We start from the raw sequence: 14,492 nt of genomic DNA, 5'->3' as shown, positions 1-14,492 counted from the left end.
CGCTAAGCAGGAACTTCGCTTCGGTCTCCGCTCCACAGGGTGTGGAACTTCTTGCCCGGCTCCTCGTCGGTGCGCCCGTAGGTGTGTGCGCCGAAGAAATCGCGCAACCCCTGGGTCAGCGCCGCGGGCAGCCGTTCGGTGCGCAACCCGTCGTAGTAGGACAACGCCGAGGAGAAGCCAGGAATGGGGATACCCAACTGGGTAGCTGTCACCACCACGCGCCGCCAGCCGTCGATGGCCGCTTCGATCGCGCTACGGAAGTACGGGGCGACGATCAGCGTGGGCAGGTCGGGGTCGTCGTCGAAGGCCTCTTTGATGCGGTTGAGGAACTTGGCCCGGATGATGCAGCCGCCGCGCCAGATGGTCGCCAGGTCGCCGGGTGTGATGCCCCAGTCGTATTCGGCGCTGCCGGCCTGGATCTGGTTGAAGCCCTGGGCGTAGGCGATGATCTTCGATGCGTAGAGGGCCTGCCGGACGTCCTCGGTGAACTGTGCTGCGTCGGCAGGCTTGTCACCCAGTTCACCCGACGCCAGTCCGGTGGTCGCCTTGCGCTGAGCGACCGAACCCGACAGCGCCCGCGCGAACACGGCCTCGGCGATGCCGGTGACCGGTACCCCCAGGTCCAGCGCCGACTTCACCGTCCAGCGACCGGTGCCCTTCTGCTCGGCCTCGTCGACGATGACGTCGACCAACGGCTTGCCGGTCCTGGCGTCGGTCTGGCGCAGCACCTGCGCGGTGATCTCGACCAGGAAGCTGTCCAAGTCGCCTTTGTTCCATTCGTCGAACACCTCGGCGATCTCGCCCGCCGACTTGCCCAGCCCGTCGCGCAGCAGTTGGTACGCCTCACCGATCAACTGCATGTCGGAGTACTCGATCCCGTTGTGCACCATCTTGACGAAGTGACCGGCACCGTCGGGTCCGATGTGGGTGCAGCACGGCACGCCGTCGACGTGTGCGGAGATCTCCTCGAGCAGCGGGCCGAGCGACTCGTAGGATTCGGCCGGCCCGCCCGGCATGATCGACGGCCCGTTCAGCGCGCCCTCCTCGCCACCGGAGATGCCGGCGCCGACGAAATGCAGCCCACGCTCGCGGATCGCCTTCTCCCGGCGAATCGTGTCGGTGTAGAGCGCATTGCCGCCGTCGATGATGATGTCGCCCTCTTCCATCGCGTCGGCGAGCTCGTTGATGACGGCATCGGTGGGGTCACCGGCCTTGACCATGATGATGACCCGCCGCGGCTTTTCCAGTGCCGCAAGGAATTCCGGGATCGTCTCACTGCGCACGAAGTTGCCCTCGGAGCCGTGCTCGTCCAGCAGCGCGTCCGTCTTGGCCACCGACCGGTTGTGCAGCGCGACGGTGTAGCCGTGCCTGGCGAAGTTCCGGGCCAGGTTCGACCCCATCACGGCCAGCCCGGTCACCCCGATCTGTGCGGTCGCAGTCTTGGAATCCGACGAACTCATGTCCTGCCTCTCAGTCGGGCCCAGCGGTGGGGAAAACTCGGAAACCTGGGAAATATACTGTCGCACAACGGCGCCGCCAGCGTTCCACGGCGCTCGGCTCGGCGTCAGGCGGTGATCAACCGGTGTAGCTCCGTCAGCCACGGTACGGCGAGCGCGATGGTGGGCACCACCAGCACGGCCGCAGCGGTGAGATAGGCCCCCGCTGACAGCAGCGGGCTGTTGCCCCGGCCGGACAGCCGCCGGACCCGCACCACGGTGCTGGACCCTCCGGCGGCCAGGGCGCCCGAGGGCGCGCGCCCGGAAGCACAAGTCACCAGGGCCCGGGCCAGGGGAGTGCGCCCGACCGTACGCACGGCGGCGTCATCGGCCAGCAGTTCGACCAGCAGCTGGACCGCGTCCAGGGCGTTGGCACTCCGCACCAGCCGGGGGAATGCGGCATGAACGGCCGTGAACGCCTCCAGGACGAGGTCGTGGCGGGCCCGCAGGTGAGCGCGCTCGTGGGACAGGATGGCCGCGACTTCGGCGTCGTCGAGCGCGCTAAGGGCCCCTTCGCTGACTACGACGCGGCTGCGAACCCCGGGCAGGCAGTAGGCGAGGGGTTGCTCGACATCCAGCACCCGCAGGTCGCGGGTCCGGGTGCACGGCGCGCTCAACGCGGAATCGTGTCCCACCCCGACCAGGTCGACCACCATCCGGTGGTGTGCCCGGCGCCGCCGGTTCGCGATGGCCACCCGCACCACGGCCACCACCAGGCGTGCCCCGACCAGCAGGGTCAGCGCGAAAACGGTGACGTAGGCCGCCCAGAGCGGCCAGCCGAGGCGACTCTCGGCGTCGACGATGCCGGCCGTGGGCCGACCGTCCGGACCGGGCATCAGCAGCCGGCTGGCGATGGCGATGCCCGCGCTGAAAGTGGACAGGACGGCGGCCAGCGCAACGGCCTGCCAGAGCACCATCGCGGCGCGGGGGGCGCGCAGCGGCCACTTGGCTCGGGCCAGTACTGCCGGTGTGGGGCCAGCCAGCAGCACCGCAAGGATGGTGAAGGCCAGCGCAGACACGCCGTAAGTCTCCCTCAGTCGTCGGCCGGAGGTCCAGCAGATAGCGAATTGCGTTGATTTGCTTCCAGTTCGGCGAGCGCGCGACGCAGTGCGTCGGCCTCATCCGCGCCCACCCGCTCGACGAAGTGCACCAGCGCCGCCTGGCGACCACCGGAGTCTTCGGCTTGCGCTAGCGCGTCGACCATCAGCCCGGCCACCAGTTCGTCACGGCCGTGTACCGGCGCGTAGCGATGCGCGCGGTCGTCGCGGAGCTGGGATACCAGGTTCTTTTTCGCCAGCCGCTGCAGCACAGTCATGACGGTCGTATAGGCGAGGTCGCGTCGCGCCGACAACGCTTCGTGGACCTGGCGAACAGTCTGGGGTTCCGGCATCGACCACAAGTGGTCCATGACGGCGCGTTCCAGATCCCCCAGCCGCGTCAGCTTGGCCATAGTTCATCTCCCTGAGCGTTGGAACCAGCGTACTCCGGCTTACTACCGAGTGTCGTACCCACAACGAATCCCCTCGATCAGATTACGCAACGGAGGCTTGCCAATTTAGGGCAGCCTTGCCTATGCTGAACCCGGTCGAGCGAGCACGGCAGCGGAGGGTCCTGAGGGCTGCAGTGACCCCCGCGCCTCCTCGATCGGCGAGCCCCGTGCCTTCGGTACGGGGCTCGCCTGTCTCTATGGGGCTGTCGCCATGGTGTAGACACGACAACGTGTCGTCAGCTTCTGAGCAGGAATTTGTTGCAGCGTTCGACAGTGAGCTCGGTCTGCAATTCACCGAGCTGACCCCCGACGGCGCCCGCGCGCAGCTCGAGGTCAAGCCGAAGTTGCTGCAGCCGATGGGGCTGGTCCACGGTGGCGTCTACTGCTCGATGATCGAGAGCATGGCCAGCGTGGCGGCCTACACCTGGCTCGCGTCCAACGGTGGCGGAAACGTGGTGGGGGTCAACAACAACACCGATTTTTTGCGGGCCATCAAGTCGGGCACGGTCTACGGCAGAGCGGAGCCGATACACCGCGGCCGCCGTCAGCAGCTGTGGCTGGTCACCATCACCGATGACGATGACCGGGTGGTGGCTCGGGGTCAGGTGCGGTTGCAGAACCTCGAGGCGTAGCCGGCTGGCTGCCGGCTGACTGCCGGCTAACTGGCTTTTCGGGTGACGGCCCCGGCGCTCTGCGCCTCGGCCGCCGCCTCCGCGAGTTGTTCCAGGCGCGTTCGCGCGAACGCCTGCTGATCGGTAATGGTCAGCTGGCCGCGCCGGGTGCTCAGGAAGGTCACGATCCACGACAGCAGTGTCGCGACCTTGGTCTTGAACCCGACCAGGTAGACCAGGTGCAGCACCAGCCACATCAGCCAGGCGATGAACCCACTGAACTCGAGCGGGCCGATCTTGGCGACCGCGGAGAATCGCGACACCGTGGCCATCGAGCCCTTGTCGAAGTACTGGAACGGCTCCCGCTCGGCCGGGTCGGCACCCTTGAGCTCGGCCTTGATGTTGTTGGCGACGTACTTGCCGCCCTGGATGGCACCCTGCGCCACGCCGGGGACGCCCTCGACTGCCGCCATGTCACCGACGACGAAGACGTAGGGATGGCCGGGAATGGACAAGTCAGGAAGCACCTTGACCCGGCCGGCCCGGTCGAGTTCGGCGTCGGACTGCTCGGCGAGGTCGCGGCCCAGCCGACTCGCGGAGACGCCGGCCGACCACACCTTGCAGGCGGACTCGATGCGGCGCTCGGTGCCGTCGGCATCCTTGACGGTGATGCCGTTGCGGTCGACGTCGGTGACCATGGCGCCCAACTGGATCTCGACGCCCAGCTTCTCCAGCCGCGCGGCCGCGCGCTCACCCAGCTTTTCACCGAACGGCGGCAACACGGCCGGTGCGGCATCGAGCAGAATCACCCGGGCCCGGGTCGAATCAATGTGGCGGAACGCACCTTTGAGGGTGTGCTCGGCCAATTCCGCGATCTGCCCGGCCATTTCGACACCGGTCGGACCCGCGCCGACAACGGTGAAGGTGAGTAGTTTGGCGCGGCGCTCCGGGTCACTCGACCGTTCGGCCTGTTCGAAGGCGCTCAGAATGCGGCCCCGCAACTCCAGCGCGTCGTCGATGGTCTTCATGCCGGGGGCGAACTCGGCGAACTGGTCGTTGCCGAAGTAGGACTGACCGGCTCCGGCCGCGACGATCAGGCTGTCGTACGGGTTCTCGTAGGTGTGACCGAGCAACTCCGACACGACGACCTTGCGCGCCAGGTCGATATGCGTGACATTGCCCAGCAGCACCTGCACATTGCGCTGCTTGCGCAGGATGACGCGGGTGGTCGGCGCGATCTCACCCTCGGAGATGATCCCGGTGGCGACCTGATACAGCAAAGGCTGGAACAGGTGATGAGTGGTGCGCGCGATCAACTTGATGTCGACGTCAGCGTGCTTGAGCTTCTTTGCCGCGGTGAGTCCGCCGAACCCGGATCCGATGATCACGACACGATGCCGTTGACGCGGTTCAACTGTGGGTTCTTGTTGGGGGCTCATGTTCCGCTGCTCCTGACGGGATCTCCTTGGGCGGGCGAGTGCAGTTAGCTAATACCCAAAGCCTAGTCAACCCACCCGCACAAACCCAACCGCGAGCCTGTGTAATTAGCCACACTCAGCGAATTGCCTTCTGTGGCCCTACTTTCGCTATGCGCCAAGCAGGGGGCGCAGCGCCTCGGCGACGCTGGTGATGACCCCGGGAACATGGCCGCCGGGAATGTTGATGACCGCCCCGTCCAGGCCGGCGCCCAGCACCTTGGCCTCTACCTGCTCGGCGATCTGCGCGGGGCTGCCGACCGCCGTCCGTGCCGTCACGTTCTCGGGCAACTGTTCTGGTTTGGCGTTCTCGTCGACCAGCACGGTCAGCATCATGCTGGTCTCCAAGGTGGCCGGGTCGCGACCCACCTCCGCACAGCGCGCCTTCACGGCATCCATCTTGCGGGGTAGTTCGTCGAACGCGGCGATGATGTTGAGATGGTCGGCGTAACGCGCGGCGATGCCGAACGTCTTCTTCTCCCCGCCGCCGCCGACCAACACCGGAATGCGTTCGCGGTAACGGGGTTCGGCCATCGCGGACTCGGTGGTGTACCAATGACCCTTGAACGTCGGCCGTTCGCCCTTGATCATCGGATCGATGATCTGCATCGCCTCTTCGAGCCGGTTGAACCGGTCGGTAAAGGTCCCGAATTCGAAGCCCAGCTGCCGGTGTTCGAGTTCGAACCAGCCGGCGCCGATGCCCAGCACCGCCCGGCCGCCGCTGACCACGTCCAGCGTGGTGATCACCTTGGCCAGCAGGGCCGGATTGCGGTAGGTGTTGCCGGTCACCAGCGTGCCGAGTTGCAGCCGCTCGGTGGCGGTGGCCAACGCACCCAGCGCTGTATACGCCTCGAGCATCGGCTGATCCGGGGAACCGATCATGGGCAGCTGGTAGAAGTGGTCCATCACGAAAAGCGAGTCATAACCGGCAGCTTCGGCTTCCCGGGCCTGCGCGATGACGGTGGGGAACAGGTTCTCTACGCCGGTTCCGTAGGAGAAATTGGGAATCTGGAACGCAAGCCGAATAGCCACGGTGTACACCGTAGCGTCCGGCCGGAGCCCGAGATCAGGCGAACTGCGCGAGCGCGCCGTGGCTGACGTGCAGCGTCTGGCCGGTGATGTGGCGGGCCGCCGGAGTCGTCAAGAACAGCGACAGCCGGGCGATCTCCGCGGCGACGGGCGCCGGCGTCCGGGAGAGACCTTCGTATCCGGCTTGGACACTGCGACCGGTTGCGACGGCGTTGACGGTGATGCCGCGGGTGCCGTAAACCTCAGCCTGCCCGCTGACCCAGCTGGACACGGCGGCCTTGATCGAGGCGTCGACGCTGCCGACGGGCGGGTTCTCGGCCAGCACGGTGATGATGTGGCCGCCCGAGCGCAAGTGGTCACCGACGCACTGAACCGTCAGGACGGCGGACAGCAGGGTCGCATCCAGCGTCCGGCGCCACGCGGTGGCCGTGTCCGACAGCGAGTAGGTGCGCGGGTCGCCGGCGTCCCAGGTGGGAGCGGGGATGTTGACGATGGTGTCGAGGTGGTGAGGGAACAGCGCCCGGGCCTCTTGGAGGCTGGCCGGGTCGGTGGTGTCGCAGACGATCGCATCCACATCGAGTTCCTTGGCGACGACCTCGAGGTCGCCACCGCGGGCACCCACCAGGGTGACCTTGTGCCCGTCGTCACGAAAGCTCTCGGCTACTGCACGTCCCAGATCGGTGTCTCCACCGGTGACCACAACCTCCACTGCCACGACCTCCTCGTGCTATGGCGCCAGCGTGGTCCATGTTACTGGACAGTAGCTATTCGACGAAACCACGCGCCGCCGCGACGCGCTGATCAATTGCATAACTCTTCGACAGCATCGCCGCGGCGCTAGGTTTGACCGATGCGTCCCGTCCGGGTGCTCGCCGTGCTGGTGGTGCTAGTCGGCAGCCTGACTGCGTGCGATTCAGGCGCCCGGCAGGGCCAGGGTTCCCGGGCGGTCGTCGTGTTCGCCGCCGCTTCGCTGAAGCAGGTCTTCACCACGATCGGCGAGCAGTTGAGGTCGGACAACCCGGGCGCCGCGGTCACGTTCAATTTCGCGGGTTCGTCGGAACTGGCGACGCAGCTGATCGAGGGCGCCCGCCCCGACGTCTTCGCCTCGGCCGATGTTGCGCAGATGGACCGGGTGGCACAAGCGGGCCTGCTGGCCGGCGCCGCGGCCAACTTCGCGGCCAATACCCTGGTCATCGTCACTGCGCCGGGCAACCCGAAGAACGTCGGCTCCTTTGCCGAGCTCACCCGGCCCGGGCTGAGCGTGGTGATCTGCCAACGACCGGTGCCCTGCGGTTCGGCGACCCAGCGCATCGAGGACGCCACCGGAGTGCAGCTACACCCGGTCAGTGAGGAACCGAGCGTCAGCGATGCACTGAACAAGGTGACGACCGGTCAGGCCGACGCGGCGCTGGTTTATGTCACCGACGCCACGAGCGCCGGAAACAAGGTGACGACGGTCAAGTTCCCGGAGGCCGCGCAGGCGGTGAACGTCTACCCCATCGCGGTACTCAAGAACGCGCCACAAGGGGCGCTGGCCCAGAAGTTCCAGGCGGCGGTGACGGGGCCGGCCGGACGGGAGATCCTGGACCGGGCCGGCTTCGCAAGGCCCTGAGCCCGATGCCCACGCCATCACAGCTACCTCGCTGGGTCTACCTGCCGGCCGCGGTAGGGACGCTTTTTGTCGGAACCCCGCTGCTGGCCATCGGGTTCAAAGTCGACTGGCCGCGCTTCTGGTCCCTGATCAGCAGCGATTCCTCCACGACCGCGCTGCTGCTGAGCCTGAAAACCGCCGCGGCCAGCACCGTGCTGTGCGTGTTGTTGGGGGTTCCGATGGCGCTGGTGCTGGCGCGCAGCCGGCTGCGCCTGGTGCGGGCGCTGCGGCCGGTGATCCTGCTTCCCCTGGTGTTACCACCGGTGGTCGGCGGTATCGCACTGCTCTACGCATTCGGCCGGTTCGGCCTGGTGGGGCGCTACCTGGAAGCGGCAGGCATGAGCATCGCGTTCACCACCACCGCCGTCGTGCTGGCGCAGACCTTCGTCTCGCTGCCGTTTCTGGTGATCTCGCTGGAGGGCGCGGCACGCAGCGCCGGAGCCGATTACGAAGTGGTGGCGGCGACACTCGGGGCACGGCCGACCACCATCTGGTGGAGGGTCACCCTGCCCCTGCTGCTGCCCGGCCTGGCCTCGGGCGCGGTGCTGGCGTTCGCGCGGTCGCTGGGGGAGTTCGGCGCGACGCTGACGTTCGCCGGCTCGCTACAGGGCGTGACCCGCACCCTGCCGTTGGAGATCTATCTGCAGCGGGTGAGTGATCCGGACGCTGCCGTGGCGCTGTCGCTGTTGCTGGTGGCGGTGGCGGCAGTGGTGGTGCTCGGTCTGGGCGGGCGCCGGCTGAGCGGGACCGACGCACGATGAGCGGCCTGCAGCTGCGCGCGGTGGTGTCCGACCGGGGTCTGGATGTGGAGTTCGCGGTGGCCGCCGGGGAGGTGCTGGCCGTCCTCGGCCCCAATGGCGCCGGCAAGTCGACGACTCTGCACGTGATCGCGGGGCTTATCCGTCCCGACGCCGGTGTGGTGCGCCTGGGAACTCGCGTGTTGACCGATACCGCGGCCGGGGTGCAGGTGGCCACCCACGACCGGCGGGTGGGCATGCTGCTGCAGGACTCGTTGCTGTTTCCGCACCTGCGCGTAGCCACCAACGTGGCCTTCGGGCCACGCAGCCGTCGCCTGCTCTCGCCCCGCCCGGCGCGGGACGCCGCGCTGCGCTGGCTGCGGGAAGTCGGCGCCGAGGACCTGGCCGACCGCAGGCCGCGCCAGCTCTCCGGAGGCCAGGCCCAGCGCGTCGCCATCGCGCGGGCACTGGCCGCCGAACCGGAGCTGTTGCTGCTCGACGAACCGCTTCGCGGGCTCGATGTGGCAGCGGCGGCGTCGATTCGTGCGGTGTTGCGCGACGTGGTCGGCCGCACCGGCTGTGCGGCCGTGCTGGTCACGCACGACCTACTGGATGTGTTCGCCCTGGCCGATCGGGTGTTGGTCCTGGAAGCCGGGAAGATCGTCGAGATCGGGCGAGTCGCCGAGGTGCTGGCGGCCCCGAGAAGTCACTTCGGGGCCCGAATAGCGGGCGTCAACCTGGTCAGCGGCACCGTCGGAACCGATGGCGCGCTGCGCACTCGATCGGGCCTGCGCTGGTATGGCACGGCCGGTGCCGAGGTCGGGGTCGGTCAGGAGGCGGTTGCGGTGTTCGCGCCGGCCAGTGTGGCCGTCTACCCGGACCCGCCGCACGGCAGTCCACGTAACACCGTTGAGGTGACGGTGGCGGAGCTGGACGTTCACGGCCCAGGGGTGCTCGTGCGCGGGACGGAACAAGCAGACGGAGCACCAGGATTGGCGGCCAGCATCACCGCGGACGCGGCGGCGGAGTTGCAGCTCGCCCCGGGCGAGCGGGTGTGGTTCAGCGTCAAAGCCGCCGAAGTTTCCCTGCATCCCGGGCCGGGCCGGCACCCCGGGCACTGACGTTCTTGCCAGACATACCTTTCCCGAAAGCCAGGCCTTCCTTGCTTCGCGCCGCTGACACGGTAGGTTCGTCGCCATGTACCAGGTGGACCCGAACTCGTCACGCCGCAACGGATTATTGGCGTCGTTGGCAATTGCCGCGGCGGCCGTCGTCACCGTTGCGTTGCCGGCAACCTCCAGCGCCGACCCCGAGCCGGCGCCCTCTCCGACTCCCACGGTCGCGTCGCCCACTCCGTCGTCCCCGGCGCCGGCCGCGGGAGCTCCCGCGGCGACCCCGAGCACGTCGGCCACGCCTGCGCCGGCAGCCAGTCCGACGCCGACCGCCCAGCCTGCCGACCCCAACGCGGTGCCGCCGCCTGCGGACCCGAACGCACCGCCGCCCCCGGACCCGAACGCGGTGGAAGCCGGACGGGTGACCAACGCCGTCGGCGGGTTCAGCTTCATCGTCCCGCCCGGCTGGGTGGAGTCCGACGCGTCGCACCTGGACTACGGCTCTGCGTTGCTGAGCAAGGCGGCCGGCGAGGCGCCGATGCCCGGGCAGCCGCAGCCGGTGGCCAACGACACCCGCATCGTGCTCGGACGGCTGGACCAGAAGCTCTACGCCAGCGCCGAGGCGACCAACCCGAAGGCCGCCGTCCGGCTGGGATCGGACATGGGTGAGTTCTTCATGCCGTACCCCGGCACGCGGGTCAACCAGGAGACCGTCCCGCTCAACGCCAACGGCATCTCGGGCAGCGCGTCGTACTACGAAGTGAAGTTCAGCGACACCAGCAAGCCCAACGGCCAGATCTGGACCGGCGTGGTCGGCACCCCCGCGGGCGCCACGCCCACCGCCGGGCCTCCACAGCGCTGGTTCGTGGTGTGGCTGGGCACGTCGAACAACCCGGTGGACAAGAACGCGGCGAAGGCACTGGCCGAGTCCATCCGCCCCTGGAGCGCTCCCGCGGCTCCGGCAGCCCCGGCACAGGAACCGGCCCAAGGCGCTCCTGCCCCGGCCCCGGCTGAGCCCGTTGCTCCGGCACCGGCGCCCGCTCAGGCACCGGCCGCCGGGACTCCCGCCTCGACGCAACCGCGCAGCACCCAACCGGCTTAACCGCCGCCGCGACGAGGGGCTGACTGAAAGCCCCGATTAGGTCTTGCATGCAGCGGCAGATGGCGTATACCGATACCACGGTCCATTAAACGAAGTGGACGATCGGCGCCAGGGAGGCCATCGATGAATGTCACTGCAGCTGCCCAATTTTTGGCTTTCGCGCCGCCGACCGCGGTGAGTTGGCTCGCGTACATCATCATCGGCGGCTTCGCCGGCTGGATTGCGGGCAAGATCGTCAAGGGCGGCGGTGCCGGGATCCTGCTGAATATCGTCATCGGGGTCGTCGGCGGATTCATCGGCGGGATGCTGCTGACCTGGCTGCATGTGGACGTCGAACATGGGCGCAAGTGGTTCACATTCTTCGTCTCGCTGCTGGGCGCCGTAATTCTGCTCTGGGTTGTAGGTTTGGTGCGTCGTCGCTAGTTGTTCGCTTCTTTTATGCGATTGACGACACCCGCACCGGGTATTACTTCGAGGTCCCCTCGACAAGTTAATACCCCTAAGGAGCTGGTCATGGTCCTGCACATCATCGGAATGATCGTTCTTGGACTGATTGTCGGGCTGATCGCGCGACTCATCGTGCCGGGCAGGCAGCCGATGGGCTGGATTGCCACCGCGTTGCTCGGCATCGTCGGCGCCTATGTCGGCGGCACCCTGGGCAGCGTCGTCTTCCCGCCACACAAATTCACCATCACTCCGCCCATCAACCACTCGTTCCTCGGGGCGCTGGTCGGTGCGGTGTTGCTGCTGCTGATCTACAAGTTCGCCACCTCGCGCACCCGCACCCTGTAGGAGACCGGCCCATCGCGGCATGATGGGGTCATGGCCGCCCCAACGACCAGCCCCAGCATGACCGCGTGGCAGGTGCGCCAGCCGGGGCCGATGGCGAGTAAGCCCCTGGAACGCGTCACCACCGAGGTGCCGCGGCCCGGACCCGACGACCTGCTGGTTGCAGTCCTCGCTTGCGGAGTTTGCCGTACCGATCTGCATGTCACCGAAGGCGACCTGCCCGTCCACCGAGACCGGGTGACACCGGGCCACGAGGTGGTCGGGGAGGTCGTCGAGGTGGGCGCGGCTGCCGGTGACGAATTCCGCGTCGGGGACCGGGTCGGCATCGCGTGGCTGCGGCACACCTGCGGGGTGTGTGAATACTGCCGCCGCGGTGACGAGAATCTGTGCCCGCAATCCCGCTACACGGGCTGGGACGCCGACGGCGGCTATGCCGAATTCACAACGGTCCCTGCGGCTTTCGCGCATCCACTGCCGAGCGGTTACAGCGACAGCGAACTGGCGCCGTTACTGTGCGCCGGAATCATCGGCTACCGCTCGCTGCTGCGGGCCGAGCTACCGGCGGGGGGCCGGTTGGGCTTATACGGTTTCGGCGGCAGCGCCCACATCACCGCGCAGGTCGCACTGGCGCAGGGCGCCGAGGTGCACGTGATGACCCGCGGCTCCCGGGCCCGTGAGCTGGCGCTGGAGTTGGGTGCGGCTTCCGCGCAGGGTGCCGCCGATCCGCCACCGGTGCCGCTGGATGCGGCGATTCTGTTCGCTCCTGTCGGCGACCTGGTACTGCCGGCGCTGGAAGCCCTGGACCGGGCGGCACACTGGCGGTGGCGGGCATTCATCTCAGTGACATTCCGCCGCTGAATTACCAGCGGCACCTTTTCCAGGAGCGCCAGGTCCGGTCGGTCACGTCCAACACCCGGGCCGACGCCCGCGCATTCCTGGACTTCGCCGGCCGCCACCACATCGAGGTCACTACGCCGGAATACCCACTGACGCAAGCTGATCGGGCTTTGGCAGACCTGAGCTCCGGAGAAATCGCGGGTGCTGCGGTGCTGTTGGTCTGAGGTTGTTCTAGGTCGACAGGTGCCAGACGACCGCCGCGGCCAGGGCGCCGACGCCGTTCAGGGACCAGTGCAGGGCGATGGGCGCGATGAGGCTGCCGCTGCGCCGGCGCAGCCAGCTGAACACGAATCCTGCGGCGCCGGTGGCCAGGACCGCCATCGTGACGCCAGCCAGCATGCCGAAGACTCCGCCGCCGAACAGCCGGGTGAAGCCGACGTTGTTGCTGGTCAGACCCAGCGACGTCGCGATATGCCACAGACCGAACAACAGCGACCCGGCCAGGGCCACTCCGCGGAACCCCCAGGCCCGGTGCAGCGCGCCGTGCAGGACCCCACGGAAAACGAGTTCCTCGGGAATGACGGTCTGCAGCGGAATGATGACCATCGACGCGATGAGCGCGCCGGAGATGGTGGCGTAGTGGTTGTTCAGGAACATCGGGCGGGTGATGGGCAGTGCCACACCGACTGCGATCACCGATACCACCAGCGCCACGGCGGCCAGGGCGTAACCCATGCCGGACTTCCAGTGCTCGCGGCCGAGTCCGAGGTCGGCCCAGTCCAGACCGCGCCACCGGACCAGGATCACCAGGCCGACCGCGGCCAGCGGAACCGTCGCGATGCTCGCCCACGCCGTAGTGAAGTGCGCGACCAGGTTGGTCAGCACCAGGACCGCGACGACCACGACGATGTCGGCGTGGAGGCGAAACCGGTCCACGGCTGGCATGGCGGGGGATTGCTCAGGCATTCACGCGAGTCTACCTGCGGGTCCGCTGTGCAACCTCGGCTTTGATTTCCGCTGACAGCGCATTGGCCACGGCGAGCTGGGGGAGAAGTTCGGGTTCGGACATGCGGGCTCGGAAGACCAGTCCAATGGTCACGTCATGGTGGGGCCGATGCTCGACGATGATGTCGTCACCGGCGCGGACGGTTCCTGGGGCGAGCACCCGCAGGTAGGCGCCGGGGATGGCGGCCTGGGTGAAAGTCTTGATCCAGCCGCGTTCCTGGAGCATTGCCGAGAAGGTGCGGCACGGCGTCCGGCACGCGGAAACCTCGAGGAGCGGGCCGTCGATGCCGACGCGCCATCGTTCCCCGATCAGCGTCCCCGTGACGTCGATCCCCTGGGTGGTCAGGTTCTCGCCGAACATGCCGTTGGTGAGGGTGCGATTGAGGTGGGTTTCCCAGTCGTCGAGGTCTTCTCGCGCATAGACGTAGACGGCCTGGTCGTCGCCGCCGTGAAACTTGGGGTTGCCGATGGCGTCACCGGCCAGGCCGCTGCCCGCTTTACCTGGGGCTTGAATCATGACGGGTTCAGCGGTGGGAGTTTTGTAGATGCCGGTCGTGGCGGATACCGCGCGTGGATCGGGGTTGGGCCGCGGCTGCGCCACGTTGACGGACAGCACGTTCGGCATTCGGTCAGGGTAGCGGGGGTTGCGCGGCGTCGCGCGGCCCGCACCTCGAGTGCCATACGTCGGCGACGGATCGCCGATGTCCTGGGACGTGACAGCTGAGGGGTGACCACCGAAAGCCGTCGCCGTGACCATCATCAATCAGATCGGCTAGTTCTGTGTCAGGGCATCGGTGCCGTTTCATCGATCTTGTCGTGGGCCGAACATCAATGTCAGCGGTAGCGGGTACTATCGAAAGTATGTTCGATAGGTTGCCGTTCGTGCATCCGGGGATGGCGGAGTTCGACGCCTACCAGCAGGTGTTGGCTCATCGGCGGGCGCTGCTGGAAAAGACCGAGGAATCGGTGGGCTGGATGGCGCGGATCGCGCGGGCGGGGCGCTCGGTCAATCAGGACATGGCTGCGGAGTTGGTGGCGATCGGGGAGTTGTTCGCCCACCGCTCGGTGGGGGGCGCGGAGAGTGGGCAGTGGGCGATCGACACGTTCAAGGCGGTCGCGGGGGAGGTGGCGGCGGGGCAGAAGATCAGTCAGGGCCGCG

General features: G+C 67.7%; 15 protein-coding genes and 2 pseudogenes. 9 read left to right on the top strand and 8 right to left on the bottom strand.

Annotated features, from left to right (window positions below; translation table 11 throughout):
• Positions 1–2 precede the first annotated feature (2 nt).
• From gndA to AWC08_RS33795, 3 genes are all read right to left on the bottom strand, one after another.
• Complete coding sequence (gndA, locus tag AWC08_RS33805; protein WP_065133187.1) at positions 3–1,460, bottom strand: NADP-dependent phosphogluconate dehydrogenase; 1,458 nt, start codon at positions 1,458–1,460, stop codon at positions 3–5.
• A 104-nt stretch (positions 1,461–1,564) separates the two neighbouring features.
• The gene (locus tag AWC08_RS33800; RefSeq protein WP_065133186.1) at positions 1,565–2,515 is read right to left on the bottom strand and encodes a M56 family metallopeptidase; all 951 of its coding nucleotides are present in this window, start codon (positions 2,513–2,515) and stop codon (positions 1,565–1,567) included.
• A 14-nt stretch (positions 2,516–2,529) separates the two neighbouring features.
• Positions 2,530–2,946, bottom strand: coding sequence for a BlaI/MecI/CopY family transcriptional regulator (locus AWC08_RS33795; protein WP_065133185.1), 417 nt, complete (start codon positions 2,944–2,946; stop codon positions 2,530–2,532).
• 269 nt (positions 2,947–3,215) lie between these two features.
• Here AWC08_RS33795 and AWC08_RS33790 point away from each other — a divergent pair, with 269 nt between their 5' ends.
• Positions 3,216–3,617, top strand: coding sequence for a PaaI family thioesterase (locus AWC08_RS33790; protein WP_142283966.1), 402 nt, complete (start codon positions 3,216–3,218; stop codon positions 3,615–3,617).
• Positions 3,618–3,643: 26 nt separating this feature from the next.
• Here AWC08_RS33790 and AWC08_RS33785 read toward each other — a convergent pair whose 3' ends face one another.
• The 3 genes from AWC08_RS33785 to AWC08_RS33775 form a co-directional block, all read right to left on the bottom strand.
• A complete protein-coding gene (locus tag AWC08_RS33785; protein ID WP_065133183.1) occupies positions 3,644–5,035 on the bottom strand; it encodes an NAD(P)/FAD-dependent oxidoreductase in 1,392 nt (463 codons plus the stop codon).
• 147 nt (positions 5,036–5,182) lie between these two features.
• Entirely contained in the window at positions 5,183–6,103 is a 921-nt protein-coding gene (locus tag AWC08_RS33780; RefSeq protein ID WP_065133203.1) for an LLM class F420-dependent oxidoreductase, read from the bottom strand.
• Between the two features lie 34 nt (positions 6,104–6,137).
• Positions 6,138–6,815 (bottom strand): SDR family oxidoreductase, encoded by a 678-nt coding sequence (locus tag AWC08_RS33775; RefSeq protein ID WP_065133182.1) that lies wholly within the window; start codon positions 6,813–6,815, stop codon positions 6,138–6,140.
• 135 nt (positions 6,816–6,950) lie between these two features.
• Here AWC08_RS33775 and modA point away from each other — a divergent pair, with 135 nt between their 5' ends.
• From modA to AWC08_RS33740, 7 genes and pseudogenes are all read left to right on the top strand, one after another.
• Positions 6,951–7,712 carry a molybdate ABC transporter substrate-binding protein gene (gene modA, locus AWC08_RS33770; RefSeq protein WP_065133181.1) on the top strand — a complete coding sequence of 254 codons (762 nt, stop codon included), beginning with the start codon at positions 6,951–6,953 and terminating at the stop codon, positions 7,710–7,712.
• 5 nt (positions 7,713–7,717) lie between these two features.
• Positions 7,718–8,512 carry an ABC transporter permease gene (locus tag AWC08_RS33765; RefSeq protein ID WP_069434941.1) on the top strand — a complete coding sequence of 265 codons (795 nt, stop codon included), beginning with the start codon at positions 7,718–7,720 and terminating at the stop codon, positions 8,510–8,512.
• Positions 8,509–9,609 (top strand): sulfate/molybdate ABC transporter ATP-binding protein, encoded by a 1,101-nt coding sequence (locus AWC08_RS33760; RefSeq protein WP_065133179.1) that lies wholly within the window; start codon positions 8,509–8,511, stop codon positions 9,607–9,609. The genes AWC08_RS33765 and AWC08_RS33760 overlap by 4 nt, the downstream gene beginning before the upstream one ends.
• Positions 9,610–9,685: 76 nt before the next feature.
• Entirely contained in the window at positions 9,686–10,702 is a 1,017-nt protein-coding gene (locus AWC08_RS33755; RefSeq protein WP_069434942.1) for an alanine and proline-rich secreted protein Apa, read from the top strand.
• A 123-nt stretch (positions 10,703–10,825) separates the two neighbouring features.
• Complete coding sequence (locus AWC08_RS33750; protein ID WP_065133177.1) at positions 10,826–11,125, top strand: GlsB/YeaQ/YmgE family stress response membrane protein; 300 nt, start codon at positions 10,826–10,828, stop codon at positions 11,123–11,125.
• A gap of 90 nt (positions 11,126–11,215) precedes the next feature.
• A complete protein-coding gene (locus AWC08_RS33745; RefSeq protein ID WP_065049707.1) occupies positions 11,216–11,494 on the top strand; it encodes a GlsB/YeaQ/YmgE family stress response membrane protein in 279 nt (92 codons plus the stop codon).
• Between the two features lie 30 nt (positions 11,495–11,524).
• A pseudogene (locus tag AWC08_RS33740) lies at positions 11,525–12,552 on the top strand (zinc-binding alcohol dehydrogenase family protein).
• A 7-nt stretch (positions 12,553–12,559) separates the two neighbouring features.
• On the opposite strand, the gene AWC08_RS33735 reads toward AWC08_RS33740, so the two are convergent.
• Together AWC08_RS33735 and AWC08_RS33730 are read right to left on the bottom strand one after the other, a co-directional pair.
• Positions 12,560–13,294, bottom strand: a complete 735-nt coding sequence (locus AWC08_RS33735; protein ID WP_065133175.1) for a CPBP family intramembrane glutamic endopeptidase — start codon at positions 13,292–13,294, stop codon at positions 12,560–12,562.
• Between the two features lie 10 nt (positions 13,295–13,304).
• On the bottom strand, positions 13,305–13,958 hold the full coding sequence (locus AWC08_RS33730; protein ID WP_065133202.1) for an MOSC domain-containing protein: 654 nt from the start codon (positions 13,956–13,958) through the stop codon (positions 13,305–13,307).
• A gap of 236 nt (positions 13,959–14,194) precedes the next feature.
• Between AWC08_RS33730 and AWC08_RS33725 the strand changes: the two are divergent.
• Positions 14,195–14,492, top strand: a pseudogene (locus AWC08_RS33725) (13E12 repeat family protein); the annotation flags it as partial.

The organism is Mycobacterium gordonae, assembly GCF_002101675.1.
GTDB classification, from domain to species: domain Bacteria; phylum Actinomycetota; class Actinomycetes; order Mycobacteriales; family Mycobacteriaceae; genus Mycobacterium; species Mycobacterium gordonae.
Note: the sequence above shows the minus strand (reverse complement) of the source record. Positions and strands in the feature narration are given on the sequence as shown.